Below are 23,934 nucleotides of genomic sequence, written 5' to 3'. Positions count from 1 at the left end.
AATCTGGTTTTATCGTTCAGAAGCTTCCAGCCATGGCTTCTTTCTCTGGTGAGACGAGAAACAAACTCAGATATTGTCCTTTTCATTGCATTGTATTATTGAATAAAGCATAGCCCCACAAAAAATATTTGTCAACGCTTTTCTTCCAAGGTTATTCATTTGATTTCAGAGCATCAATCATATTGATATGCCGCAACCGAAAATGTGTCGCGACCATTACAATGACGGAAAAAAGAATAGTCAATCCGCCAGACGAAAGATATGCACCTAAGCGAATTACTAATGGAAATGTGATAGTCTCCATCGATGCTTGATCTAAAATAAATTTGGTCAAAATAATCCCTAGACCGTAACCAAACAAAATCCCTAAAATAGTAAAGACAAAATTCTCACGAAAAATGTATGAAGTGACTTCTCGGTCATAAAAGCCTAATACTTTGATTGTTGACAGTTCCCGTACTCGTTCTGAAACATTTATATTCGTCAAATTATACAACACAATGAACGCCAATAAGCCTGATAAAACGACAAAGATCCATACAATACCATCAAGATTATCCATCGATTGTTCTTGAGCTTCTATTTGCGTAGAGATAAAAGAAGTATTTACCACTTGACCAGAACTCAACAGTTTTTGAGACAGTTCTTTTTCCTCTGATTTAGTCATTTTTTTACTTTTCAATAAATAACTATTCATTTTGAAATCTTTTCCCCGAGCCTGCTGATAGTAATCCTTTGATAAATACAAAAAGTTTCCTAGATAATTGTCAGCGATATTGGCGATTTTTACTTCGAAGGTTTGCTGATCCTCATCATGGACTGTTAAGCTGTCGCCTTTCTCTAGATTAAACAGTTCTGCCATCTTTTGTGTAATCACGGCACCATCATTTGGCAAATTAAATTTCTCACCTTGATTCTTCAAATGCAGGTACTCTTTAAACTTTTGCCGATCTTTTGGTACCATCATGGTAAGTTTCTGATTGGCCTGTCCTTTTTGTTTTAATTCAACGGTTTGATTCATCATTGCCAATTCGCTAGTAAGCTTTTTATTCTGAGAAAAGATCATATTAACTTTTGCTTCATCAGGTTGATCTTTCAGAGTGACAATCGCATCATAATCAATGATCGGGCCAAATTGTTTATCACCGACTGAACTTAGTGAATCTTTCAAGCCGACTCCAGCAACCATCAACGCAGCACAGCCAGCAATTCCGATCACAGCCATGATCATCCGCGATTTATAGCGAAATAAATTGCGATAGCTGACCTTTGAGTTAAAACTCATACGCGACCATATCGGTGTGAGCCGTTCCAAGAAAATCCGTTTACCAGGTTTTGGAGCCTTCGGTTGAAGGAGGTCGGCCGGTTTTTCATGCAGCTCACGGAACAATACCAGTAGAGCAGCTCCCAAACTAGCAAATAGAAAAGCAATGGAGGCTTGGAAGATGGGACGCGGCAAATAAAATGCAGTCACTCCTGAAAAATTATAGCGATCACTGGAAAGTACAAAAATTAATCGTGGCAATGTGTGAGTTCCAATCACACTACCTAAAACAATCCCTATAGCCGCTGCTGATAAAGCATAAATAATATACTTGATCGAAATTTCAAAACGTGAATAGCCCAGTGCCTTTAAAGTACCAATCTCTCGTCGATTTTCCTCTACCATCCGAGTCATTGTTGTAAATGTGATTAATGCTGCAATGAAAAAGAAAAAAATAGGAAAGACATTAGCGATCGCTGCAATCCGTTCGGAAAGGTCTCCATATTCTTGAAAGCCTGGATTGTCTGCCCGTTGGTCAAAAGAATAACTAGGCGTTTTCAACTCGCTGATTTCTTTTTCACTATCGCTGATTTTTTGTTGAGCGTCGACTAGTTGTTCACGGTTTCTAGTAAGTTCTTTTTGCTGCGCATCTAGTTCTTCCTGAGCCTTTGCCAATTCTGGATTTCCAGTTGGTACCATGACGGCCTGTTGTTCTAACTGAGCCTTGGCTTGATCCAACTCCTTTTGTCCGGCATCCACCTTCGCCAAATTATCAGTTACTTCAACTTTTCTTGGCAGTAAATCCTTTTCTGCTTCTGCTTTGATCTCTGCCGCGCGTTCTTGCGGTCGTTCTGCAAAAAGCTTTTCAACCTTGTCGATATTTTGATTCATCTTTTTCTCGTAAGCTTTACCATAGGTTTCTTTCCCATCGACATTTGAAAATCGGAGATAGATTACCGATTTTATCTCACTGGAAAAATTATTCTCTGGTAAATAAGCGAAGAAATCAACACTGCCGTTTCCGACGTTCGAAAGACCGCGTTCTTCTGTACTTATATACATTGGTGATTGTACAAATCCAACGATTTTAAAGTTTTTACGTTTCAACTGATCTGGCTGATCAATTTTATATGTTTGATTGAGACGATAGCCTTCCTCTTTGGCTTTTTCATCCAAGACAATCTCATTATCTTTTTTTGGCAAATGTCCCGATTTTACAATCAATTGATTCTGCTGTTTGTCTTTGTCATAAGAATAAAGCTTCACTACTTGATTCTTATCACTATCAGCATAAAACAATTGATATCCACTTTCGATTTCAGCATTTGGGACTGTCTCTGCCAATTTTTCATCTTCTTTTGTCAAACCACTAGTGGAAATAATTTGCAGGTTCGATAACTCCTGTTTATCCACAAACTGACTAGCCGAATGATTTAAAATTGGGCCAGTCGCTTTGATTCCTACATACAGTAATGTGCCTAATAGAATAATTAAAACGATTGAAATGAAACGGCCTTTTGAGTAAATGATTTCTCGTAAACTCGCCTTTAGATATGTTTTATTTTTCATCTGTCTACTCCTGTTTTTTCGTCCATTTCATTCTAACACAAAACGTTTTCATGACTGGCACAAAAAATTTCAACTAAAATCAAAAAAAGAACACTACAAAAGTTTCCACTCTTGCAGCGTTCTATTAAAAAAATCAATTTTATTGTGTTTAGTTTTTAAATGAGTGAATTGGGGCTGGAATTCGACCACCGCGAGCTATGAAATCATCAGAGCCAGCTGCATTAACAGCCATAACTGGTGCTCTACCCAACAAACCGCCAAATTCTACCATATCACCAATTTTTTTATCTTTCGCTGGAATGATCCGAACAGCGGTAGTTTTATGATTGATCACACCAATCGCCGCTTCGTCTGCGATCATTGCCCCAATGGTACTAGCTGGTGTATCGCCAGGAATTGCGATCATATCTAAACCTACTGAACAAATCGCCGTCATAGCTTCTAGTTTTTCAATCGATAAAGAACCATTATTCACCGCATCAATCATCCCAGCATCTTCTGAAACAGGAATGAATGCACCAGATAATCCACCAACATGATTACATGCCATGACACCACCCTTTTTCACAGCATCATTTAATAATGCCAAAGCAGCGGTCGTTCCATGAGTTCCGACTGTCTCTAAGCCCATTTCTTCCAAAACATGGGCAACTGAATCGCCCACTGCTGGTGTTGGTGCTAATGATAGATCCACGATTCCGAAAGGTACATCTAAACGTTCAGACGCGATTTTCCCAACCATTTGCCCCATCCGAGTAATTTTGAAAGCAGTTTGTTTCACCGTTTCTGCAACAACATCAAAGGATTCGCCTTTGACTTTTTCTAATGCACGCTTCACAACTCCTGGGCCGCTGACGCCAACATTGATGACGCAATCAGCTTCACCTACACCGTGGAAAGCACCGGCCATGAAGGGATTATCCTCAACCGCATTCGCAAAGATCACTAATTTTGCACAGCCCATGTCAGAAGCTTCAGCGGTTTCTTTAACGATTCGTCCAGTATGAGCAACAGCATCCATATTGATTCCTGCTCTGGTTGAACCGATATTTACAGAAGCACAAACAAAATCCGTTTCCGCCAACGCTTGAGGGATCGAATCAATTAGAATTCGATCGCCATGCTGATAGCCTTTTTCAACTAAAGCTGAAAAGCCACCTAAGAAATTGATCCCGACATCTTTCGCTGCTTTATCTAATGTTTTAGCAAATTTCACATAGTCTGTATCGGGAGTCGCCGCTGCGATAATTCCAATCGGTGTAACAGAGATACGTTTGTTAATGATAGGAATACCATATTCAGCTTCAATCGACTCACCAACTTTAACCAAGTCTTTTGCTTTCGTAGTAATTTTGTTATAAATCTTTTCACAGGCGCGATCACTGTCGCTATCAATACAATCTAGCAATGATATCCCCATGGTAATCGTTCGAATATCTAAATTTTCTTCTTCGATCATTCGAATCGTTTCCATTATTTGATTGATTTCCACAAAGAGTCCTCCCTATAATTTATGCATCGTGTCAAAAATTTCTTGATTTTGAATACTAATCTTCACGCCTAAGTTTTTCCCTAGTTCATGAAGCTGTTCACGTGCTCCTTCAAAATCTGCTGTAGCATTGGTCAAGTCCACTAACATCATCATGGTAAAATAATCTCCCATAATTGTTTGAGAAACATCAAGAATATTAATTTTTAATTCCGCTAATTTTTGACTGGTACCGGCTACGATACCAACCTTGTCCTTTCCAATAACCGTTACTACGCCACGCATTTGCATAACTCCCTTCAGATAATTGTTTCTCATTATAGCACAGTGATGACAAAACGATGAGATTTTTATGAATTAAATCAAAGCTTTTTATCAAAATGTTCGGATTTTGCGAGTTTCGTTTCGTATTTTTAGTGCGATTAGTAGAATCGTATGCGTCCAAAGATAGTTTGATTTTTTCTTTACGCTTTGTCAGTTCAACTTCTTGCTTCAACAGGTTAAGTAGAATCACATATCTTCTCTTCGAAAATAGTTTGATTTTTCTGTTGGCTGCTTGTGCATACCCACAAGCTCTCCAATATCGCTTTACTTCCTATTGTCTTTTCCCTGTGATATATTCAGTTTGACGAGTAAATCACTATAAAAAGAGGAGGTTTCTTAATGGAACTTTTTGAAACAATGCTCCAACACACATCAGTACGGTCCTTCACCCAGCAAAAACTAACTGACGAACTAAGAGAACAGTTAATCTTATCCGCCCAAAGTGCCAGCAGCTCTAACTTTTTACAAGCCTTCTCGATAATTGAAATTACCGATGCTAAAAAAAGAAAAAAGATTGAACAAATCGCAAATTTTCCTGTTGATAATGGGGAAAAAGGCGCTCTTTACATTTTTGTTGCAGATTTAAATAAACACGCACAAGTCTTAGCTATGAACAACGACTCTATGGAACACTTGCGCACAATGGAGTCATTAGTGGTTTCAATCGTTGACGCAACCTTAGCTGCACAATCGATGGCAATTTATGCTGAATCGGTTAGTCTAGGAATTTGTTATGTCGGTGGTATTCGGAATAACTTATTTCAGATGAAGGATATTCTTGAACTCCCTGAGTTAACTTATCCAGTATTTGGTATGTTTGTCGGCTATCCAGTTAAAAAAAATGAGGTAAAACCAAGACTGCCACTCAATACTATACTTGGAACCAATACCTACCAATCATTAACAGCGGAGATGATCAATGCTTACGATGAAAAAACTGCTGACTATTATCAAGCTCGAAGCACGAATGTTCAGAGCACTAACTGGTCAGAAAAAGTTCGACAACATTTTGAGTATCCAAGACGTCAAAATACTGTTGAATTTCTAAAAAAACAAGGCTTCGTTTTTTAAACGAAACCTTGCTTTTTTCTATGCTGGAATGATAGCAATCGCACGAACATTAAACCCTGGAGCATCTTTGACTTTTGGTACACCAATCGAGATAGCGCCGCCAACTGGTGGAAGCTCCGTCAACCGATTTAAGACCTCCACTTGAAATTTGTCCTGCTGAAGCCAGTACAGCTCTCCAATTAGTCCCCCATTTCGGGTACAATTCACTGCCGAATCAGTATCCAGTGTCTCATGACCTATCGCTGTAACTTGTCGTTCTTCATGTAAGAATTTTAAGGCCTCCAAGGACCAACCTGGCGTGTGGGCCTGCCCTTCTTGATCGACATTATAGAATGCCTCCAAATCCTCCCAGCGTTTAGACCAGCCACTGGCAAATGCGACAAAGCTTTCTGCTGGAATGTTTCCATGCTCTTCTTCAAAAGTAAGAATATCTTCCACCGTCAGAGAATAATCAGGATTTTCTGCAACTTCTTTTTCTTTGTTGATAACTATTAAAGGCAATAAAAAATCTTTGATTGGTAACTGATCTACCGCCACACGATCTTCTACGAAATGCACTGGAGCATCAATATGAGTTCCATATTGTGTCACTAATTGATACTCTTTAGCAAAAAATCCATCATTTTTGACTGTAACTAGTGTTTTTTCCTGCATTGGCTGAAATGATTGAAAATAAGGAATACCACCATATATGCTGTGACTTAAATCCACCCATTTTTGTTGCTTTAAAAAGTGTACACTATTCACAATTTCATTCATATTACTCCTCCTTAAATCGCTTTCATTTTTATCTTAACGATACCGATAAATAAATTCGCTGTCAAATTACTATTTATCTTCAATTACTGAACCTACGATTTTTAAAAACATTATGGAAAAAAAGCTGCACCAAGTTTAGGTACAGCTTCTTAACTATTCATTGACTAAGACAATTTTTCCTTTAGCATGGTGGGTCTCGCTTAATTCATGTGCTTTTTTCACACCCTCTGCCGTTAGAGGATAAGTATGTCCAACGACACTTTTCACTTTTCCTTCAGTCATTAAATCTGCTATCTTTTGTAATTGCTTGCCATCCGGTTGAAGCCAGATGCTTTCTGCTACAGCAACGTTTTTAGCTAATTCTTCATCTGGTTGACTGACGATTGAGATTAAACGGCCATTTTCATTCAATACTTTAAAGCTGTCTCTTTGAACATCGCCGCCCATTGTATCAAAAACTAGATCAATATCTTCTAAAACCTCTGAAAAATCAGTCGTATGATAATCGATTACTTGATCGGCTCCTAGTTCTTTTAATAGTGCGTGATTTTTTTTGCTTGCTGTAGTGATTACTGTTGCACCAATATTCTTCGCTAATTGAACAGCGTAAATGCCTACTCCACCCGCACCTGCGTGAATCAAGACCTTTTCACCTGCTTTTAGTTTTCCGTGAGTGAACAATGCTTGATAAGCTGTTAATCCTGCTAAAGGCACTGCGGCAGCATCTTCAAAAGAAGCCCCTTCAGGTTTGCGTGCTAACAAATGATCATCCACAATTGTGTAGTCCGCATATGTACCAAAACGAGTGGTCTCTGGACGAGCAAAAATTTCTTGACCAACTTGCCAATCTTTTACTGCTGAACCAATCTCTACAATTTCGCCAGCGACATCCCATCCTAAAATGATCGGAAAATCCCAAGGCATCATTTGTGCTAAATAACCTTCTCGTAATTTCCAATCAATTGGGTTAACTGACGTAGCCTTTATTTTAACCAAAACTTGGTGTTCACCTAGCTCAGGTAATGCTACGTTACTTTCTTTTAATTGATCTGCATGACCATATTCTTCTATTACAATTGCACGTGTTTCCATTCATACATCCCTCCATATCCTTTCATTATAAAAGTCCTGTTAGAAATTCGGAAACGATTTGCTTTAATCAAATAAATGAGATTCTAAAAGATAATTCGTTTGATACTTTTGCGCTAACTTTTTCAAATAAGACAATGCGTCATTGTTAGTTTCTGTCATCTGATTTAGCAATGTAAAAAAGTGTTGTTTTTCTTCTATCGTAGCTACTTTTTTGAAATACCCCCAAACATGTTCGTAAGCATTTCTTTGAGCATTTAAATTAATAGGCAACTTTTTCACCTCAGCCAAATGCTGATAAAATTGCTCAGTTTTCTTCTCTGACCACTGATTGCCGGAAAAAAGCTGTCGCAATACTAAATACTCCTTTTGCGACCGTGCCATGACAAAATACTTCCATTGTGCCCATTCTTTCTGAAACTCATGCATTGTTCCCACCTCCTCTTCAGCTTAACATCTGATAATCTGATTTTTGAAGAGAAAAGCTTGCTGATTCGTCTAATCATATATCTCTATCTCGAAATAGAGCATTCATTTTTCAAAAAAAGACTGTAGACCTCGTCTACAGTCATAAAAATATTTTTGTGTTTTTGTTATAAATCAGCAACTGTTGTTCCTTCTCCGAAAATTGCCTCCCAATCTCCTGTAAAATCAGTCACTGCTTGGGCAATTGATGGCATTGCTAATGCTTGTTGAATAATATCAACACCCATTGTGGCTGCTTGACTGCCATTTTCCAAGGCGGCATTTACTTGACCAACATTCTTGAAGCTAGCTGCCAATATTTTTGTTCCACTCTTTGTTCGAGCGATTTCTTCTGCCATTTCGAAAATAGCTTCCCGTGGATCGATATTCAAGTTTTCCATCCGATTAAAATACGGTGCGATATAATCCGCACCAGCTGCGATTGCAAGATAAGCCTGAAACTTCGTATAGATAGCTGTTGCAGTGACGTTAACACCGCGGCGTTTTAATTCTTTGATCGCCTTCAAGCCGGGTTCATTGACCGGAATCTTGATGAATACCTTTTGATCAATGTTTGCTAAGATCGTTTCAGCATCTTTGATAATTCCTTCATAGTCTGTTGCCACTACTTGTACATGTAATGAACGGTGTTCTCCAATGATGCCGCGAATTTCTTTCATGTGGTGGAAAAAATCTATTTTTCCTTCTTTTTTAACAATTGAAGGATTCGAAGTGACTCCCGCAATCGGTAAAAAATCCGCAAATTTCTTAATATCAGCAAGATTGGCTGTATCTAACATAAATTCCATCTTTGAAAACTCCCTTACTTTTTTGTATAGAACTAGCATAGCACCTTCAAAAAAAGATTTGTGCCTTCTCATTACAAAAAATGCGAAAAGCTTTTACGCAAGCCTTCCGCAGATAAATTTCTTAAGTGAATCGCACAAATGTGCATTTTATAATTAATAAACTACTTTCGTTGATTCAGACGTAGAATCTCTTGGGCCGTCTCTTGATCGGTAATCAATGTTTTAAGGTACCCTTTTTCCAGCAATGGAGCGATTGAACGAGCCTTCGAAACGCCGCGAGCAATTCCCACTGTTTGAGGAACCCTAGCTAGCTCAGCTAATGACAAGCCTATTGTTCGTTGATTTAAAGGTCCATTCAAAAGCTTTCCGTAGCCGTCATAGAAACGACAACAACAATCTCCTACTGCTTCACGTAATTTTAACTCCTCATAATCTGCCTGCGATAGCAAATCTCGCCACTGACTTTTATGATAGCTTAAAGGTCCACCAACACCTACAATGACTAAATCGAGTCGTTTCCAATATTCTTTTAGATCGTGGAAATATTTCGAATTGAAGATTCCTTCTGCTAGTTCTTTTGTTTCTTGAATAACTGTGGCATTTACAAATAAGCTTTGTCCATTCAATTTGCGGGCCAACTCATAGACCAGTGTATTCACATGATAGCGTGAATTAATATGACTTGGTCCACCGACTATCGGAACGACAGAAACATTTGACAATTGCTTTGGATCAATCCTGTTCACTGCTCTTCCAACGCTGGCACCCCAAGACAAGCCAATCACCATATCATCCGATAAATGACGACGAATCCAAGCACCGGCTGCTTCAGCTAACTGCTCTTCTTTAGCCTCTTCACTGTTGTCACTTTCATTTGGGACTATTTCAACGGCAGTCAGATTAAAGGCATGTTTTAACTGCTCTTCTAACTCAAACAGACTCGCATCAAAATGATTAATCTTGATCTCTACAATTCCTTCTGCTTTCGCTTGACTCAACATGCGGCTAACCGTTGTACGATAGATATCCAACTCTTTAGCAATCTGAGCCTGTGTCATTTCTTGTTCATAATACATATAGGCAATCTTAGCTAGCAGCTTCTTTTTATCCTCTTTCATATTCGATTCCTCCTATGAGAACCTCTTTTCCTATTCTAACAAAATATTATTTACTACGTCCGATAAAGCGTGTATCATTATTAATTAAATAAACGTACAGATGAAATGATCACATTAAGAATGTCAACTCTTCGCAGAATATTTAGCTAAAAAGAATTTCGACATTCAGATCCACCTAATTTCTCTCTTGAGAAAAATTTTATTGCTTTTAAATAAATAAGGAGGAAAATATATGTCAGTTGAAGCTGTAAAAGAGTACTTCTCACACTATGGAATGGCTGACCGGATTCAAGAATTCCCTGTCTCTAGTGCAACGGTTGAACTAGCGGCCCAAGCTCTAAATTGTGCTCCTGAACGCATCGCAAAAACTCTGTCCTTTAAACTAAAAAGAGCGGATAAAAGTATTTTGATTGTTACTGCCGGTGATGCAAAGATCGACAATGCAAAATTCAAAGCTACTTTTGGTGAACGTGCTCTAATGTTGAAGGCAGAGGAGGTAGAATCAACCATTGGACACCCAGTCGGCGGTGTTTGTCCTTTTGGAATCAATGATGGTATCGATGTTTTTCTTGATGATTCCTTAAAGCGCTTCGAAAGTGTTTATCCTGCTTGCGGTAGTTCAAATAATGCCATCGAACTGACCATACCTGAATTAGAAAAATATACACAGTTCAAGCAATGGATCGATGTTTGTAAAAATTGGGAATAGACAACGAGGCAGATTTTTGCCTCGTTTTTTATATAACCCCTTGTTCAATGATTCGACAGTCAGCCAAATATCTTTCCAGAATAGATCTGACTTCTGCTTGATCAATAACCGTTTCATCCTCAAATTGGTACCCAACCAATAATGCACGTGTTGTTTCCTCAGCAATCATCCCGCGTGTCGAATCAGATGTTGGGCTACCGAATGGTCCGGCATCGTCCGCTAACACCAAAAGATTTTCAATATTGACGGATTTTTTTCCAATCCCTGTATAACGTGCGCCTGCTTGTCCCACGGTCAATTGAATTGGTTCTGTGATTTTTTCTAGATCGTAGGCCCCAAATGGCAGTTTCCATTTTAATGAAAAATAGTTATTCAGATCAACGAGTGCATTAATCTGGTACAGTCCTTTTTGCTGAACAATCCGCCGCCATAAACTATCAGAAGACGGTCTAAAACGAGCAGGGTCTTTTCCTAACAGTTTATAAACTTTTTTTGTTGTGATAATCTGCGGATTTTCTTTAATAGTATCTAATGTGTCAGTTGATTCAATACTTTTTAATAAAGGATTCAACATTTCCTGCCAAATTTTCTCGTTGTGTGCTTCATTTTTAAACTCGATAACACTATAAGCTAGTGATACACCTTGTTCTTTCACCTTTGGATCAATCGCTAATTTCATCTTCTTCCCTCCGTTAATTCCTGATTTGCTTTTCTCCTATTTTAAACGATTTCAAACGAAAGCAAAAGCTTACTTATTATTGTGTAGCTTCGATATAATAGCTTTATAGAAAGAGAGGGATACACTATGAAAATCACTTATCATGGTCACTCCGTTCTATCGATCATTACAGAAGACGGACAAAAATTGTTGTTTGACCCTTTTATTACAGGAAATTCTTTGACAGACTTAAAGACAAATGAAGTAGAAACGGATTGGCTCTTGATCACCCATGGACATAGCGATCACATCGGAGATATGATTCCAATTGCGAAACACAATGAAGCCACAGTTATTAGTAACGTTGAAATCTGCAGTTTTGCAGAAAAAAATGGCGTGAATAAGACTCATGGTATGAATATCGGTGGAAAATTTGATTTTCCCTTTGGGCGAGTAAAAATGGTCCATGCTCAACATAGCTCGGGATATGAAGTAGATGGACAAATGATTTATATGGGTGAACCGGCTGGTTTTATTTTTCAGACAGAAGGTAAAACAATCTATCATGCTGGAGACACCTCAAATTTCGGGGATATGTCACTTTTTGGTGAGGCCTTTGATATCGATATCGCCTTTTTACCAATTGGAGATAATTTCACGATGGGACCATCTGAAGCGGCTAATGCTGCGAAACGTTTAAGGGCAAAAAAGGTTGTACCGATTCATTTCAATACCTTCCCGCTCATCAAACAAGATCCTGAAGCTTTTATCAAGCTATTACCAGAAAATGTCGGTAAGGTTATGGCTGTTGGAGAAACGATTACTCTTTAATTAAATTGAGACATGTGAGCAATTTTGCCGCATGTCTTTTTTATCATTTCTACACTCTGTCAATCTGCTACAATAAAAGAGAACTATTTTAAATGAAAGGGGTACACTATGTTAAATTTTGAAAGTGATTATTTAGAAGGGGCGCACGAAAAAATCCTGCAACGCATGCTAGAAACAAATGAGGAAAAATTGAGCGGGTATGGACGAGATAAATATTCAGCCTCCGCTATTAACAAAATTCGTCAAGCATGTCATTGCCCTGATGCCGATGTCTTTTTCATCTCTGGTGGCACAATGACTAATGCTTTAGTGATCGCCTCTCTGTTAAAAAAAATTGAAGGTGTTATTGCTGCTGAAACAGGCCACATCGCTACACATGAGACAGGCGCAATCGAGTTTTCTGGACACAAGGTTTTGAGTTTGTCCCCAACCAATGGTAAGATTTCAGCACAGCAAATCCGTGCTTATCTTGAACAATTTTGGTCAGATGATAATAAAGAATTCATGGTTTTCCCAGGAATGGTCTATCTCTCCCACCCAACCGAGTATGGCACGCTGTATTCCAAACAAGAATTAAAAAATATTTCTGATGTCTGCCGCGAATACCAAATCCCCTTATTCTTAGATGGGGCTCGATTGGGCTACGGTTTAGCTAGTCCAGAATCTGATTTGACGTTGCCGTTAATTGCAGAGTATTGTGATGTCTTTTACATCGGAGGTACTAAAGTTGGGGCCTTATTAGGCGAAGCCATTGTTTTTACGAAAAACAACGTACCTGAATACTTTGTTGCCCATATGAAGCAACAAGGAGCATTATTGGCCAAAGGTCGATTGCTTGGGTTGCAATTTGATACCTTATTCACTGACCAACTATATTTCGAGATTAGTCAACACGCTATCGCGATGGCAATGCGATTGAAGCAAGGATTGGCTGAAAAGAATTACCGTTTTTATTTAGAATCACCTACAAATCAGCAATTCGTTATTCTGGAAAATGAACAAATGGCGGAACTAAAAAAAGCAGTCGCTTTTAGCTTTTGGGAAAAATATGATGATACCCATACAGTGATTCGTTTTGCAACTAGTTGGGCAACGAAGGAAAAAGATATTGATGCTTTATTGGCATTATTATGAAAAAGGCGGCTCGGAATTCCGAGCCACCTTCAGTTTAAAAATTATAAACTGATTAAACGGTAGGTCAAACAAGCGATGTAACATTCATAACTCTCTGAAAAACGCATAACGTTATAACCTAATGCTTCACTAATTTTTTTAATTCGATACTTCACTGTATTTTTGTGAATAAACAGCTGTTCGCTGCAAATTTGAAAATCGGCTCCAGCATCTAATAAAAAACTGCACAACGTCATCAGCTGTTCCTTGCTATCCATAATCGGCGATAATACGCTCAGTGTCTCTTCCACTTCTGCTTCACCCGATTGAATCAGCTTACTCGCATTCGCCACTTGCCGGATCTCACTGATAGAAAAGCTCTTTTTCCCATGAAATAGTTTTGGCAATTGTAACGCAACTTTATTGACTAACTGATAGGTCGTTCTTACATCCATGGTGTTGCGCAAACGTGGACACAAAACGATACTGTCAATCATTTCTTGATAAGGACTTGTCCGCAGATAAGACTCCCCTAGCTCTAGCTCAGAATCATTATGGCAATAATTTCCTAATAGTACGATCAATTGATCATCCATTAATTGAGCAACACAGGTCTTATAAAATTTTGAGGCGTAATCTAGAATATCCTGTCTTAATTTCTTTTCTTCTCTCAAATCGTTCAACTGTAGGAGCCACATCAAACCGATTCCCTTAACATCAATCTTCAAATGATTAGCCAGACGATACATTTTTTCGCTTTCATCACTCAAAATTGCCTGCACTAAAGCATACTCACTGATTTCTCCGTGCTTCTTTCCCCACAAATTCATCGCCACCTGCAGCAGTTCAACGGATTGATTGCATTCAACCTCCGTCAATAACTCGTTCTCCTTTATTAAATAGAATCGCAGAAGACCGTTTTCTTTGTGATAAAGCTCTTTGTAAAAAATCGCGAAATCATTTTTTTGAACCTGTTTATCATCCTCCACTACGACTCGACGTAACAGTCGCTCTAGATCAACAGAAGAATTACGCGGCCATTTGACCTGATTAATCACCTCATTATCAGGATTAGTCAAAATGATATTCGTCCGTAGTAAGTCAGAAAGCAATCTCAATGTCACCTCGACTGTTCGCAAATGGTCTGGCAATAATGAGGCCTTCTCCAAAACCTCGTTTACAATATTTTCTGTCGGGCGACTCTCAAGAATTGCTGTCATCACTTCTACGATGACTTCACTATAGCGAAGCTGATTTTGATTTTTCGGCATTTGAATAATCACAAAATCTAGATCTTCTGCTGTTTGGATCACTTCTGATGATAATTTTGGAACTACGATCCCTACGTAATAGAGGACGACCCCCAGCACACCCATTTTATGTAACCGCCGAATTGTTTCACATTGCTTTTCTATGTCGTCTTTGATGCTGAAAAAAGAAGTCAGTGCTAACTCGCCAGAATAGTATTCATTTGTCTCAAGCAAAGTAACATAATCATCCATATCTGAAATATCCAAGAAAGATAAGGATGTGACCGTTTGATTTAAGCAATTTTGTCCACTCATTAACTGAGCTTCACGTAAAGATGGCAGCCCTAACAACTCTTTTAATTTAGCACCCACATTTATTCCTCCTTATTCCTATCAAAGTAAAATTAATATCGTTAAAATTTTCACATCAAATTTTATTTTTCTTCTAACATTATCAGATTCACTTTTTATTGTCTATCCATTTTTATTCAAAAATTATAAAATCTCTTTAATCATATGATGTTAGAAGCAGTTATATAGGAAATGGGACAAAATCATAACCACCCGTGAAACGGGTGGTTTGCTCTTCGGCTAGAAGCCTCTCTTACCGGCCTCGGCCTAAAAGGCCCTCTGAAAGCTTCCCCCCCGCACCACTTCTACTCGCTGATTCTAAAAGAATCTCACTCTATCTCTTTTTGTTTTTAACTCCTGTAAACGGATCAACTTCTTCGAACAACGTAAGCTGATCTGCTGAATAATCTTCTTTTATTTGTTTACGAATATACTCAGCTATCTGCTCCTTATTCCGTCCAACCGTGTCCACGTAGTACCCTCGACACCAAAATTTTCGGTTCCCATAGCGATATTTCAACTCTGCATGACGGTCGAATATCATTAAACTACTTTTTCCCTTTAAATAGCCCATGAATTGCGAAACACTTAACTTTGGTGGAATACTTACAAGCAAATGAATATGATCTGCACAAGCATTTGCCTCAATGATCTCTACTCCTTTTCTTTCACAGAGCGTGCGAAGAATCTCACCTATACTTTCTCTATACTTTCTCTATACTTTCCGTAAATGATCTGTCTCCGATATTTTGGCGCAAACACGATGTGATACTTACATCTCCATTTACTATGTGATAAACTTTCTTTGTCCTTTTCCATAAGGACACCTCCTATCTTTGATGGTGATGCGGTCGGGAAACCAACATCAGTTTATCAATTTTGGGAGGTCTTTTTAATACCACGCTGGAAGCTCTTTTGAACCACCAGCACAGCAGGTGGTTTTCAAACATACAAAAAAAGATAGGCTTTCGCCTACCTCGAAAAATATATCTTCTCTTATTTTACTGCGGAGTCAGATTCTATAATTTTCCCAACAATTCCGTAATCTTTTGCTTCTTCGGCTGACAGCCAAAAATTACGATCTGTATCTTTTTCGATTTGCTCCAATGTTTGACCAGTTGCTTTGGCAATCAATTTGTTTACACGTTTACGCATACGTAAAATTTCTTTTGCCTCGATCTGGATTTCAGTTGATTGACCTTGTACACCACCTGCTGGCTGATGGATCATATATCGTGTATTTGGCAGACTATAGCGATCCTTTTTGTCTGCAGCCAAATAGATTGTAATTCCCGCACTTGCAACCCAACCAGTCCCAATCATTTTCACTTTCGGCTTAATGAAACGGATGACGTCATGGATCGTATCACCAGATTCCACATGACCGCCTTGACTGTTGATAAACATCGTGATGGGATCATCACTGACAGCAGATAGATAAAGCAATTGCTCTGTCACGGACTTCGCCAAGTCTTGGTTAATTTCTCCGTAAATCAATATCGTGCGCTGCTTCAATAATTTTAACATCATCGGATTTTTTTCTTCCGATTTCTCCAATTCTTCCTCGGCTAAAAAATCATTCATATGAACGTCCTCCTTTTCTTCTAAAACCAGTATAGCTAAAAAGAAGAGGAATGAACAGAATAAGCCTATAATCAATGATATTCTGTACCAATAAGGTTTCTATGCTAAACTATGAATGAAAAAATAGTTATTAGTAGCGAAATTCTATTATCTATGGGATGATAAATCGTATTTTGTGAATAGAAAGGGGATTTTCGTGACCTATCGGAATAAGCCTCCATCACCATCACTGTCTCCAGAGAGATAACCTTTCTCATATTTCAGTAAGTAAAAAAAATTAAGACCTTAATAGAAATAGGAGCAATTTGTATGATTGAGGAAAAGAAAAGCTTTATCTCATGGCCTGTACTTGCCATGATGTCATTTGTTACAGTCATCGGCTTTGATGATATTATTTATAATTTTGCTAATCAAGGATTAGGTGTGATCACTTCTTGGATAATTTTACTGCTATTATACGTGATTCCCTATTCTTTAATGGTTGGCCAATTGGGTTCTGTTTTTAATCATGAAGGCGGTGGTCTGACCTCGTGGGTTCGAGGAACCAGCGGCGATCGATTGGGTTACTTCACTGCCTGGACCTACTGGGCAGCGTCAATTCCTTATGTAGTTGATACTGCCAATGCCGTTGTTGTTGGCTTCGGTTGGTTAGTTAATGGAAATGATTCAATGGAAGACAAAATGTCTAATTCGATGTTTGCCTTATTAACCTTCTGTGTTTTTCTGGCCTTTATTTTCTTGCAGCGCCACTTTAAAAAGTCATTAGAAGTTCTGAGCACTTTAGGTGGCGGCGCTATGTTCATCATGGCAATTTTATTCGTCTTTATGACGTTTGCTTCCTTATTTATGCCGAATGGACATATCGAAACGCAGCCAATGAATTTAGGTGCCATCGTCCCGAAATTTGATCTTCACTATTTGACGACGATCGGACTTTTGATTTATGCCATCAATGGTGCCGAATTGGTTGCTCCATTTGTCACACGGATGCGTAAACCGCAACGAGAATTTCCAAAAGCCATGATCATGCTAACGGTGATGACGATTTTCTTAACCGTCTTTGGTTCCTTTTCATTAGGGGTCTTTTTCAATGCACACCACTTACCAAATAATTTGAAGATGAATGGTTCGTATTATGCTTTCCAACGTTTGGGAGAATTTTTCCATCTAGGCAATACTCTGATGTATATTTTTGCCGTGACGCAAATTATTTACATGTGTGCTTTGCTAGCCGTCTTATTAGATGCCATGACACGGATGCTGATCTCTGATACAGGCAAGCAGTTCATGCCGAAGAAATTAACTAAATTGAATGACGATGGGCTGCCAATCAATGGGTATATTTTAACAACTGCTTTGAGCGCCTTTATTTTGTTACTAGGTGTTTTCTTGCCTGAGATGAATGATATTTTCAATTGGCTATTGAATCTTAACGGCATCATTTCACCGGGCGTGACCTGCTGGATTTTCTATGCCTTTATTCGAATTCGCTTAGATAGTCAAAAATTCCAATCAGACTATGTCTTCATTAAGAATGATCGGATGGCCGTATTTGTTGGCGGCTGGTGCCTAGTTGTTACTATTATCGCCACTTTATTCGGTGTTTTACCACAAGATGCCCCTTATGGCTCAAGCCTGTTTTGGCACGAGCTAATTATCAATATTATCGGGATCGCTGTATTGATTGGTTTGGGCTTCATCATGCCAACTTTAGCTAAGCGTGAACGTGAAAAAGCTGCATAATTCTCAGGCAGCTATCAGACTGTGCGCTTCTTCCTTTTTAAGGAAGTTGTGTACAGTCCTTTTTACTATTCAAAAAAAATCTCACTCGTGGTAAGATGATGTCTAAATAAGAATTAATTATTTTTTAATCGAAATCATAGAAACGGGTGAATAGTATGTTGTTGTTGGGGTCATTGGTGAACTGCCTTGCGATTATCGCTGGAAGTTTTTCTGGTATCGTTTTGCGAAATATTACAGAACAAACGAAAGATACAGTATCAAAAGGAATTTCTTTAGGGGTCATTGCTTTAGCGATTCAAATGTCATTGCAAGCAAGTTCTTTTATCATTATCATCATCAGTATTTGCCTTGGGGGAATGATCGGTGAATTTCTAAAAATCGAAGACTCCATGACTCGTTTAGGGCTTTTTCTTGAAAATCGTTTTGCACGCGGCAACAGTAACTTTGCGGAAGGTTTTGTCACCGCGACTTTGATCTATGTCATTGGCTCAATGGGGATTATTGGAGCAATTGAAAGTGGCGTTACCGGTAACCACCAGACCCTATTTACTAAAGCGGTAATGGATGGCTTCATGTCCATCATGCTGACTGCTTCACTAGGCATCGGTGTTCTGTTCTCGGCATTTCCGGTTTTGATTTATCAAGGCGCTATCACAATTTTTGCTAGCGTCATTGTTCGTTATTTACCTACAGAGCTGCTAGATAGTCTAATGAATGAAATCAGTGCAATCGGCGGTTTGATGATCTTAGCCATTGGCCTAAACGTTATGAAGCTGACCAAGATTCGTGTCTCTAACTATTTGCCGGGGATTCTCGTTTTAATAGCCATTATGGTAGTGCAATATTATTACTTTTAAAAAGCAGATGAAGGAGTCTTTCCTTCATCTGCTTATTTTTTTTAACAGATAATATTTTGTCGTACCCACCATCGGAACATCTTTCAGTTCGCCAAAAACTTCATAGCCATGTTTTAAGTAAAAATCCAATGCTTGATACGCTTTTGTTGTTAAGGTAATCGTAGTAACTTGGTGTTGTAAAGCTACTTGTTCCATTTTAGTCAACAATTGACTACCTATACCATATTTACGATAAGCTGGATCAACAGCTAATAATGAAATGTGCATTGTCTGATATTGCTTTTTCGCTGTGATTCCACCAATTATATGCTTATCCTCCTTCGCACAAAAAGCCCATTCGGAAGCATCTGGTTCAGGTTCCGATGCAAAAAAATCGACCTGCTGCTGATCCAATATTTCTAATAATCTATCTGTAATCTCGCTCTTGGTAACAGTTTGAATCTTCATCAAGGAGTCCTCTTTTCCAACGAAACATTTCATTATACTATTTGCATTTCTCCAGCTCATTCCTGATTTAAACCTCTGTGGATTCAGTTGAAAGGAATGAAATAAACAGCTTAAAATTTTAGTTCCATCTTCATATCTGCTTCGATATATTTATTTTGAGCTATTGGTATCTCTTTAAAACCAAACTTTTCGTAAAGGTTAATCGCTGGCAATAACCTTCGATTTGTATATAGAAAAACAGTTGTTGCTTTTCTTTGACTAGCAAATTCCAAAGATTTCTCCATCCATCAGCAGGTTTCCGAGCTTTAATCCTTTATAGCCTTCTGTTACGGCTAATTTGGCTAGCTCGAAGCTCCCGTCATTCTGTCTTATCATAGCGACAGTTCCAACGATTAGACCATCACAAAGTGCAAAAAAGATCATTCCGCCTTTTTCTAAAATACTCCTATGGGGATTATTTATGATTTCTAAGTCTGCCGGTTCAACAGAAACATATTTTTCCAACCACTCCAATGAAAGTCTCTTAAATTGTTCGGCATACTTATCTTCCCACTCAATAATCTGAACATCCATCATAAAGTTCTTCCCCCATTAAGCCTTCTTTATTAAGGTAATACTTTAATTATACTAAGTTATTTAGCTTTTTCAAATGCAGCTAAAGAATCCCCTATTTCCCCAATAACCCATGTCTTCGCAATTTCCTGTTCTTTAATCATTTGAGCATACCAGCCGTTTTGTTGGCATAATTCTTTGTGTGTCCCTTTTTCGCGAACTTGACCTTCATCAAGGACAATGATTTGATCCGCACTGATGATGGTATCTAGGCGATGGGCGATTACTACAACTGTTTTTTCAGCCATCAAATGATCCAAAGCACTGTTGATTTCCTTTTCATTGTCAACATCTAGACTGGAGGTTGATTCGTCTAGTAACACTACGGGCGCATCCTTCAATAGTGCACGCGCGATCGAAACTCGCTGCTTCTCACCGCCTGACAGTGTCGATCCTCCTTCTCCAACCAACGTATCGTACCCGTTTTCCATTTGCATAATGAACTCATGGCAATTAGCCAAACGGCAAGCGTGAGTAACTTCTTCCATCGTTGCTCTTGGCTTTGCCATCCGAATGTTATTCAAAATCGTGTCATTGAACAAGTAAACATCTTGGAACACGCAGGTGATTTCTTCCGTCAATGCGTCTGGACGGATATCACGAAGCTTTTCATTCCCCATTCGAATTTCCCCCTGCTTAACGTCCCAGAAGCGAGAGATCAAACTGATAACCGTCGATTTTCCTGAACCTGAAGGTCCTACTAAAGCAGTTGTTTTCCCATCTTCTACTGTAAAGGTAAGATCATTTAATACTGCGACATCATTTTCGTAGCTGAAGGAAACATGATCAAATGCAATCGTGTGATTGTCTCCGATAAACGCCTCTTTTGTGTACGGTAGTGGCTGCATTTCAAATATCTGGCGTAAATTATCAGCCGATTTTGATAGGTATTTCAATTCTGGATACAGCATTCCAATTGTCATTAATTGACTGGAAGTTGAGACACTCAGCATCAACACTGCAATGTATTGTTCTGGTGTCGAATTACCTTGGATCAATAAATTAGTTCCCCAGATCAAGGCAACTGGAATCATAAAGGATACGATCGTTGAAAAAACCATCACATAAGGCATCATGGAGAGTTCCACACGAATCGAGGATTTCTTTAGTTCATGGAAGGACTGATCCAAACGTTCAAACTTCGTACCGGTTAATTGATATAAACGAAACGTTTTAATCCCGTTTATATATTCCACAACACGTGAGATTACCGCGTTGATTTTCACACGATGTTCTGGCGCGATAGTATGCCCGACAGAACCACCCTTGATCATTAAAGGCAAAGCTACCAAAATCATGACTACCAGCACACCTGCAAAACGAAAATCAATCACGACGGCTGCCAACATACAAACTGATACACTGAACAGCGCTTTGACAAAATCCGTCAAATGATGCGTCAAAACTTGCTCGAAATCAGCTATATCTGTAAAAAAGTAACTCGTCAATTTTCCGACGCTGTTTTGATTAAAGTAACCAGAATTCAGTCCGCGAACATGCTCTGCCAAGCGCAAACGCAAATCAGTCGCGATCACCGAACCATTCAATTGCAGCGAGGCAAAACTATACCGTGCCAAGAATGTTCTTAATACAAAAACGACTGCCAAGACCGCGATCCCACGGAAAAAGAAGCTTTCCGTAAACTGATTTTTGATCAAGGTAACAATACTCAAAATCATTATCGAGTAGAATACCATATTCAAGAAAGCATCAAGAATCGCTAATAAAATTGGTGTATACAATAGCTTTATTTTTTCACCAATTACTGCTCGTATATTTCTAATCACACTAGTCATTTGTTTTCCCTCCTATTTTTCTGTATAAATCTTCCACAATTTCGCATAACTTCCATTTTGGCGCAGCAGCTCATCATGGGTTCCTCGTTCAATCACACGCCCTTGCTCAAAGACACAAATTTGATCTGCATGCTTGATCGTATTCAAACGGTGGGCAATCATGATCGTCGTTTTATCTTGCAACAGTTCATTTAAAGCCAACTGAATTTTCCGTTCATTTTCAATATCAGTAAAGCTGGTAGCCTCATCAAAAATAACAACCGGTGCATTTTTCAGGATTGCACGGGCAATACAAATACGTTGCTTTTCTCCGCCAGACATTTTGATTCCAGCTTCGCCCATGACGGTATCATAGCCATTCGGCAGGCTCATGATGAATTCATGAATCTGTGCCGCTTTCGCTACTTCATGGACTTCTTCGTCTGTGACCTGATCTTTTCCTACCGCGATATTTGTGCGAATCGTATCACTTAACATAAAGGCATCTTGAAAAACGAAGCTGATCCCTTGCATCAATGCCTCTTCGCTAAAACTCTCCACTGGGTGATCGTTCAAAAGAATTTGGCCTTGCTGAATATCCCAAAAACGTGGGACCAGCTGAGCCATCGTCGATTTCCCGGAACCTGATACTCCAACAAAAGCAGTTAAACTGTTAGCGGGTACCTCTAATGAAACATCATGCAATACTTCATCTTCTTCATAAGAAAAATGAACATGGTCAAAGGTAATTTTGACATCTTCAAGTTGTTCCGTATGACTACCGAAATTCTGTTGAGGAAGATCCATAATATCTTTGATTTTTTCAGTCCCAGTCAAAATTTGCGAGATCGCCATCGCAAAGCCGCTTAAACTCTTCAAAGAAGACAAGAACACGATACTCATAATCAAAAAGAATAAAAAGGTCGGCAAATCAACGGCCCCTTTTAAATACAACCAGCCTCCCGCAGGAAAACTAAATAGCAATCCTGATTCAATCAAAATGAGAAACATCCCGTAAGGCCAAGATTGCATTTTTGTGCATTCGGTCCACATCTTGTGATACTCTTCAACTGTCGACGAATATTGTTTAAATCCTTTGGCAGTGACATTAAAGGATTTCATTACATTCATCCCATTGATAAACTGCATGATTGATGAGTTTAGCTGCCCCACTAACTTTTGGTACCATCCCATATACTTGCTGCTTGATCGCATACCGATCATCAAGATGACCGCGCCAATCACGATTGGAAGCAATAAGCATAAAGCTAAAGGAAGACTTAGTGTACACAAATATACAAACATTAAGAGTGGCACAGTGATCGCTTTTGCTAAGTCAGGGACTTGGTGAGCGAGCATCGTTTCGATTCGCTCGGTATCTTCAATAATGGTCTTTTTCAGTTTGCCTGAAGTCGTTTTAGTAAAAAATCCTAGATGAAGTGTCGCAATATGTGCACTTAACCGACTGCGAATCTCATATAACGTATTGAACGCGCCGATATGTGACAATGCCCCGCTTACCATCATCGTCAAAAATTTTATAATGATCGCAATTCCTGCATACATTCCATAGCGCATCGCCAAGTCTATATTAGGCTGATCGCCAAATAAAAACATCAAGACACGATACAGCATCACTAACGGTACAAAATCCATGATGCCAGAAACAATACTAAAAATTGCAGAAGCTAATAAAAGCAAACTCGATTTCCCAGCCAACCGAAACAGATAAGTTACATTTGTTTTTTCCATTGTTCTCCTCCTTATTCATAACAATGAATTAATTTTCTGTGAAAAATTAATTCGATTCGAATGATGTAGATCAATCAATGAAAGGACATTATTCAAAGTGATATCTGATCTTTGAAGATAGTCTGCTTCTTTGCTAACAGCGCAAAGTTAAACGGACATCTTAAGTCAAGTTGCGACTGATAATCATTCTCAATTATCTCGAAGTATTACACATGTTATCCATGATGTAAAGCATATTTTTTGACATTCATTCACTTTTCTGAATTATTTTGATTCATTTCATAAATTTCAAAAT

Annotated in this window: 21 protein-coding genes and 1 pseudogene; 6 read left to right on the top strand and 16 right to left on the bottom strand. The window is 38.7% G+C overall.

Annotated features, from left to right (window positions below; genetic code table 11):
* Nucleotides 1-151: 151 nt before the first annotated feature.
* The 3 genes from IGI52_RS18190 to IGI52_RS18180 all read right to left on the bottom strand — a co-directional run bounded on the left by IGI52_RS18190 (nt 152) and on the right by IGI52_RS18180 (nt 4,607).
* The gene (locus IGI52_RS18190) at nt 152-2,833 is read right to left on the bottom strand and encodes an FtsX-like permease family protein (protein WP_438782022.1); all 2,682 of its coding nucleotides are present in this window, start codon (nt 2,831-2,833) and stop codon (nt 152-154) included.
* Nucleotides 2,834-2,981: 148 nt separating this feature from the next.
* Nucleotides 2,982-4,325, bottom strand: a complete 1,344-nt coding sequence (locus tag IGI52_RS18185) for a PFL family protein (protein WP_144325401.1) — start codon at nt 4,323-4,325, stop codon at nt 2,982-2,984.
* Between the two features lie 12 nt (nt 4,326-4,337).
* A complete protein-coding gene (locus IGI52_RS18180; protein WP_016180943.1) occupies nt 4,338-4,607 on the bottom strand; it encodes an ACT domain-containing protein in 270 nt (89 codons plus the stop codon).
* Between the two features lie 378 nt (nt 4,608-4,985).
* Between IGI52_RS18180 and IGI52_RS18175 the strand changes: the two genes are divergently transcribed.
* On the top strand, nt 4,986-5,717 hold the full coding sequence (locus IGI52_RS18175; protein ID WP_102872356.1) for an NADPH-dependent oxidoreductase: 732 nt from the start codon (nt 4,986-4,988) through the stop codon (nt 5,715-5,717).
* Between the two features lie 18 nt (nt 5,718-5,735).
* On the opposite strand, the gene IGI52_RS18170 is transcribed toward IGI52_RS18175, so the two are convergent.
* The 5 genes from IGI52_RS18170 to IGI52_RS18150 form a co-directional block, all read right to left on the bottom strand.
* The gene (locus tag IGI52_RS18170; protein WP_016180945.1) at nt 5,736-6,476 is read right to left on the bottom strand and encodes a cyclase family protein; all 741 of its coding nucleotides are present in this window, start codon (nt 6,474-6,476) and stop codon (nt 5,736-5,738) included.
* A gap of 153 nt (nt 6,477-6,629) precedes the next feature.
* Nucleotides 6,630-7,568, bottom strand: a complete 939-nt coding sequence (locus IGI52_RS18165; RefSeq protein ID WP_144325403.1) for an NADP-dependent oxidoreductase — start codon at nt 7,566-7,568, stop codon at nt 6,630-6,632.
* A 63-nt stretch (nt 7,569-7,631) separates the two neighbouring features.
* A complete protein-coding gene (locus IGI52_RS18160; protein WP_185937800.1) occupies nt 7,632-7,994 on the bottom strand; it encodes a YbgA family protein in 363 nt (120 codons plus the stop codon).
* Between the two features lie 164 nt (nt 7,995-8,158).
* Entirely contained in the window at nt 8,159-8,839 is a 681-nt protein-coding gene (locus tag IGI52_RS18155; protein ID WP_144325405.1) for a fructose-6-phosphate aldolase, read from the bottom strand.
* Between the two features lie 161 nt (nt 8,840-9,000).
* Nucleotides 9,001-9,957 carry a sugar-binding transcriptional regulator gene (locus IGI52_RS18150; RefSeq protein WP_016180949.1) on the bottom strand — a complete coding sequence of 319 codons (957 nt, stop codon included), beginning with the start codon at nt 9,955-9,957 and terminating at the stop codon, nt 9,001-9,003.
* A gap of 232 nt (nt 9,958-10,189) precedes the next feature.
* On the opposite strand from IGI52_RS18150, the gene IGI52_RS18145 reads away from it, so the two are divergent.
* Complete coding sequence (locus IGI52_RS18145) at nt 10,190-10,666, top strand: YbaK/EbsC family protein (protein WP_127978528.1); 477 nt, start codon at nt 10,190-10,192, stop codon at nt 10,664-10,666.
* Between the two features lie 28 nt (nt 10,667-10,694).
* Here IGI52_RS18145 and IGI52_RS18140 read toward each other — a convergent pair whose 3' ends face one another.
* On the bottom strand, nt 10,695-11,345 hold the full coding sequence (locus IGI52_RS18140; protein WP_016180951.1) for a B3/B4 domain-containing protein: 651 nt from the start codon (nt 11,343-11,345) through the stop codon (nt 10,695-10,697).
* A gap of 126 nt (nt 11,346-11,471) precedes the next feature.
* On the opposite strand from IGI52_RS18140, the gene IGI52_RS18135 reads away from it, so the two are divergent.
* Together IGI52_RS18135 and IGI52_RS18130 are read left to right on the top strand one after the other, a co-directional pair.
* Nucleotides 11,472-12,155, top strand: a complete 684-nt coding sequence (locus IGI52_RS18135) for a metal-dependent hydrolase (RefSeq protein WP_144325408.1) — start codon at nt 11,472-11,474, stop codon at nt 12,153-12,155.
* Nucleotides 12,156-12,263: 108 nt separating this feature from the next.
* Nucleotides 12,264-13,289 carry a threonine aldolase family protein gene (locus IGI52_RS18130; protein WP_144325410.1) on the top strand — a complete coding sequence of 342 codons (1,026 nt, stop codon included), beginning with the start codon at nt 12,264-12,266 and terminating at the stop codon, nt 13,287-13,289.
* Nucleotides 13,290-13,330: 41 nt separating this feature from the next.
* Here the strand turns inward: IGI52_RS18130 and IGI52_RS18125 are convergent, their stop codons facing one another.
* The 3 genes and pseudogenes from IGI52_RS18125 to IGI52_RS18115 all read right to left on the bottom strand — a co-directional run bounded on the left by IGI52_RS18125 (nt 13,331) and on the right by IGI52_RS18115 (nt 16,453).
* Nucleotides 13,331-14,890: a PucR family transcriptional regulator gene (locus tag IGI52_RS18125; protein WP_144325412.1), complete on the bottom strand. Its 1,560-nt coding sequence runs from the start codon at nt 14,888-14,890 to the stop codon at nt 13,331-13,333.
* A gap of 313 nt (nt 14,891-15,203) precedes the next feature.
* A pseudogene (gene tnpA / locus IGI52_RS18120) lies at nt 15,204-15,688 on the bottom strand (IS200/IS605 family transposase).
* Nucleotides 15,689-15,865: 177 nt separating this feature from the next.
* Nucleotides 15,866-16,453, bottom strand: a complete 588-nt coding sequence (locus tag IGI52_RS18115) for an ATP-dependent Clp protease proteolytic subunit (RefSeq protein ID WP_102872347.1) — start codon at nt 16,451-16,453, stop codon at nt 15,866-15,868.
* Nucleotides 16,454-16,762: 309 nt separating this feature from the next.
* Between IGI52_RS18115 and IGI52_RS18110 the strand changes: the two genes are divergently transcribed.
* Both IGI52_RS18110 and IGI52_RS18105 read left to right on the top strand, forming a co-directional pair.
* Nucleotides 16,763-18,196, top strand: a complete 1,434-nt coding sequence (locus tag IGI52_RS18110; protein WP_438782021.1) for an APC family permease — start codon at nt 16,763-16,765, stop codon at nt 18,194-18,196.
* A gap of 155 nt (nt 18,197-18,351) precedes the next feature.
* Nucleotides 18,352-19,053, top strand: coding sequence for a DUF554 domain-containing protein (locus tag IGI52_RS18105; protein WP_438782020.1), 702 nt, complete (start codon nt 18,352-18,354; stop codon nt 19,051-19,053).
* Between the two features lie 24 nt (nt 19,054-19,077).
* On the opposite strand, the gene IGI52_RS18100 is transcribed toward IGI52_RS18105, so the two are convergent.
* The 4 genes from IGI52_RS18100 to IGI52_RS18085 form a co-directional block, all read right to left on the bottom strand.
* Nucleotides 19,078-19,500 carry a GNAT family N-acetyltransferase gene (locus IGI52_RS18100; protein WP_438782019.1) on the bottom strand — a complete coding sequence of 141 codons (423 nt, stop codon included), beginning with the start codon at nt 19,498-19,500 and terminating at the stop codon, nt 19,078-19,080.
* 258 nt (nt 19,501-19,758) lie between these two features.
* Nucleotides 19,759-20,076 carry a GNAT family N-acetyltransferase gene (locus tag IGI52_RS18095; RefSeq protein WP_438782018.1) on the bottom strand — a complete coding sequence of 106 codons (318 nt, stop codon included), beginning with the start codon at nt 20,074-20,076 and terminating at the stop codon, nt 19,759-19,761.
* A 56-nt stretch (nt 20,077-20,132) separates the two neighbouring features.
* Nucleotides 20,133-21,908: an ABC transporter ATP-binding protein gene (locus IGI52_RS18090; protein ID WP_438782017.1), complete on the bottom strand. Its 1,776-nt coding sequence runs from the start codon at nt 21,906-21,908 to the stop codon at nt 20,133-20,135.
* A 12-nt stretch (nt 21,909-21,920) separates the two neighbouring features.
* On the bottom strand, nt 21,921-23,639 hold the full coding sequence (locus IGI52_RS18085) for an ABC transporter ATP-binding protein (RefSeq protein WP_438782016.1): 1,719 nt from the start codon (nt 23,637-23,639) through the stop codon (nt 21,921-21,923).
* Nucleotides 23,640-23,934: the final 295 nt, after the last annotated feature.

Source organism: Enterococcus sp. DIV0187 (assembly GCF_051713785.1).
Lineage (GTDB): Bacteria > Bacillota > Bacilli > Lactobacillales > Enterococcaceae > Enterococcus_A > Enterococcus_A avium.
This window is presented reverse-complemented; position numbering and strand designations above follow the sequence as displayed.

Excerpts from the sequence above, each read along its gene's own strand:
- IGI52_RS18190 (WP_438782022.1), bottom strand. The coding sequence starts at position 2,833 with ATGAAAAATAAAACATATCTAAAGGCGAGTTTACGAGAAATCATTTAC.
- IGI52_RS18180 (WP_016180943.1), bottom strand. The coding sequence starts at position 4,607 with ATGCGTGGCGTAGTAACGGTTATTGGAAAGGACAAGGTTGGTATCGTA.
- IGI52_RS18175 (WP_102872356.1), top strand. The coding sequence starts at position 4,986 with ATGGAACTTTTTGAAACAATGCTCCAACACACATCAGTACGGTCCTTC.
- IGI52_RS18170 (WP_016180945.1), bottom strand. The coding sequence starts at position 6,476 with ATGAATGAAATTGTGAATAGTGTACACTTTTTAAAGCAACAAAAATGG.
- IGI52_RS18165 (WP_144325403.1), bottom strand. The coding sequence starts at position 7,568 with ATGGAAACACGTGCAATTGTAATAGAAGAATATGGTCATGCAGATCAA.
- IGI52_RS18160 (WP_185937800.1), bottom strand. The coding sequence starts at position 7,994 with ATGCATGAGTTTCAGAAAGAATGGGCACAATGGAAGTATTTTGTCATG.
- IGI52_RS18155 (WP_144325405.1), bottom strand. The coding sequence starts at position 8,839 with ATGGAATTTATGTTAGATACAGCCAATCTTGCTGATATTAAGAAATTT.
- IGI52_RS18150 (WP_016180949.1), bottom strand. The coding sequence starts at position 9,957 with ATGAAAGAGGATAAAAAGAAGCTGCTAGCTAAGATTGCCTATATGTAT.
- IGI52_RS18145 (WP_127978528.1), top strand. The coding sequence starts at position 10,190 with ATGTCAGTTGAAGCTGTAAAAGAGTACTTCTCACACTATGGAATGGCT.
- IGI52_RS18140 (WP_016180951.1), bottom strand. The coding sequence starts at position 11,345 with ATGAAATTAGCGATTGATCCAAAGGTGAAAGAACAAGGTGTATCACTA.
- IGI52_RS18135 (WP_144325408.1), top strand. The coding sequence starts at position 11,472 with ATGAAAATCACTTATCATGGTCACTCCGTTCTATCGATCATTACAGAA.
- IGI52_RS18130 (WP_144325410.1), top strand. The coding sequence starts at position 12,264 with ATGTTAAATTTTGAAAGTGATTATTTAGAAGGGGCGCACGAAAAAATC.
- IGI52_RS18115 (WP_102872347.1), bottom strand. The coding sequence starts at position 16,453 with ATGAATGATTTTTTAGCCGAGGAAGAATTGGAGAAATCGGAAGAAAAA.
- IGI52_RS18110 (WP_438782021.1), top strand. The coding sequence starts at position 16,763 with ATGATTGAGGAAAAGAAAAGCTTTATCTCATGGCCTGTACTTGCCATG.
- IGI52_RS18105 (WP_438782020.1), top strand. The coding sequence starts at position 18,352 with ATGTTGTTGTTGGGGTCATTGGTGAACTGCCTTGCGATTATCGCTGGA.
- IGI52_RS18100 (WP_438782019.1), bottom strand. The coding sequence starts at position 19,500 with ATGAAGATTCAAACTGTTACCAAGAGCGAGATTACAGATAGATTATTA.
- IGI52_RS18095 (WP_438782018.1), bottom strand. The coding sequence starts at position 20,076 with ATGATGGATGTTCAGATTATTGAGTGGGAAGATAAGTATGCCGAACAA.
- IGI52_RS18090 (WP_438782017.1), bottom strand. The coding sequence starts at position 21,908 with ATGACTAGTGTGATTAGAAATATACGAGCAGTAATTGGTGAAAAAATA.
- IGI52_RS18085 (WP_438782016.1), bottom strand. The coding sequence starts at position 23,639 with ATGGAAAAAACAAATGTAACTTATCTGTTTCGGTTGGCTGGGAAATCG.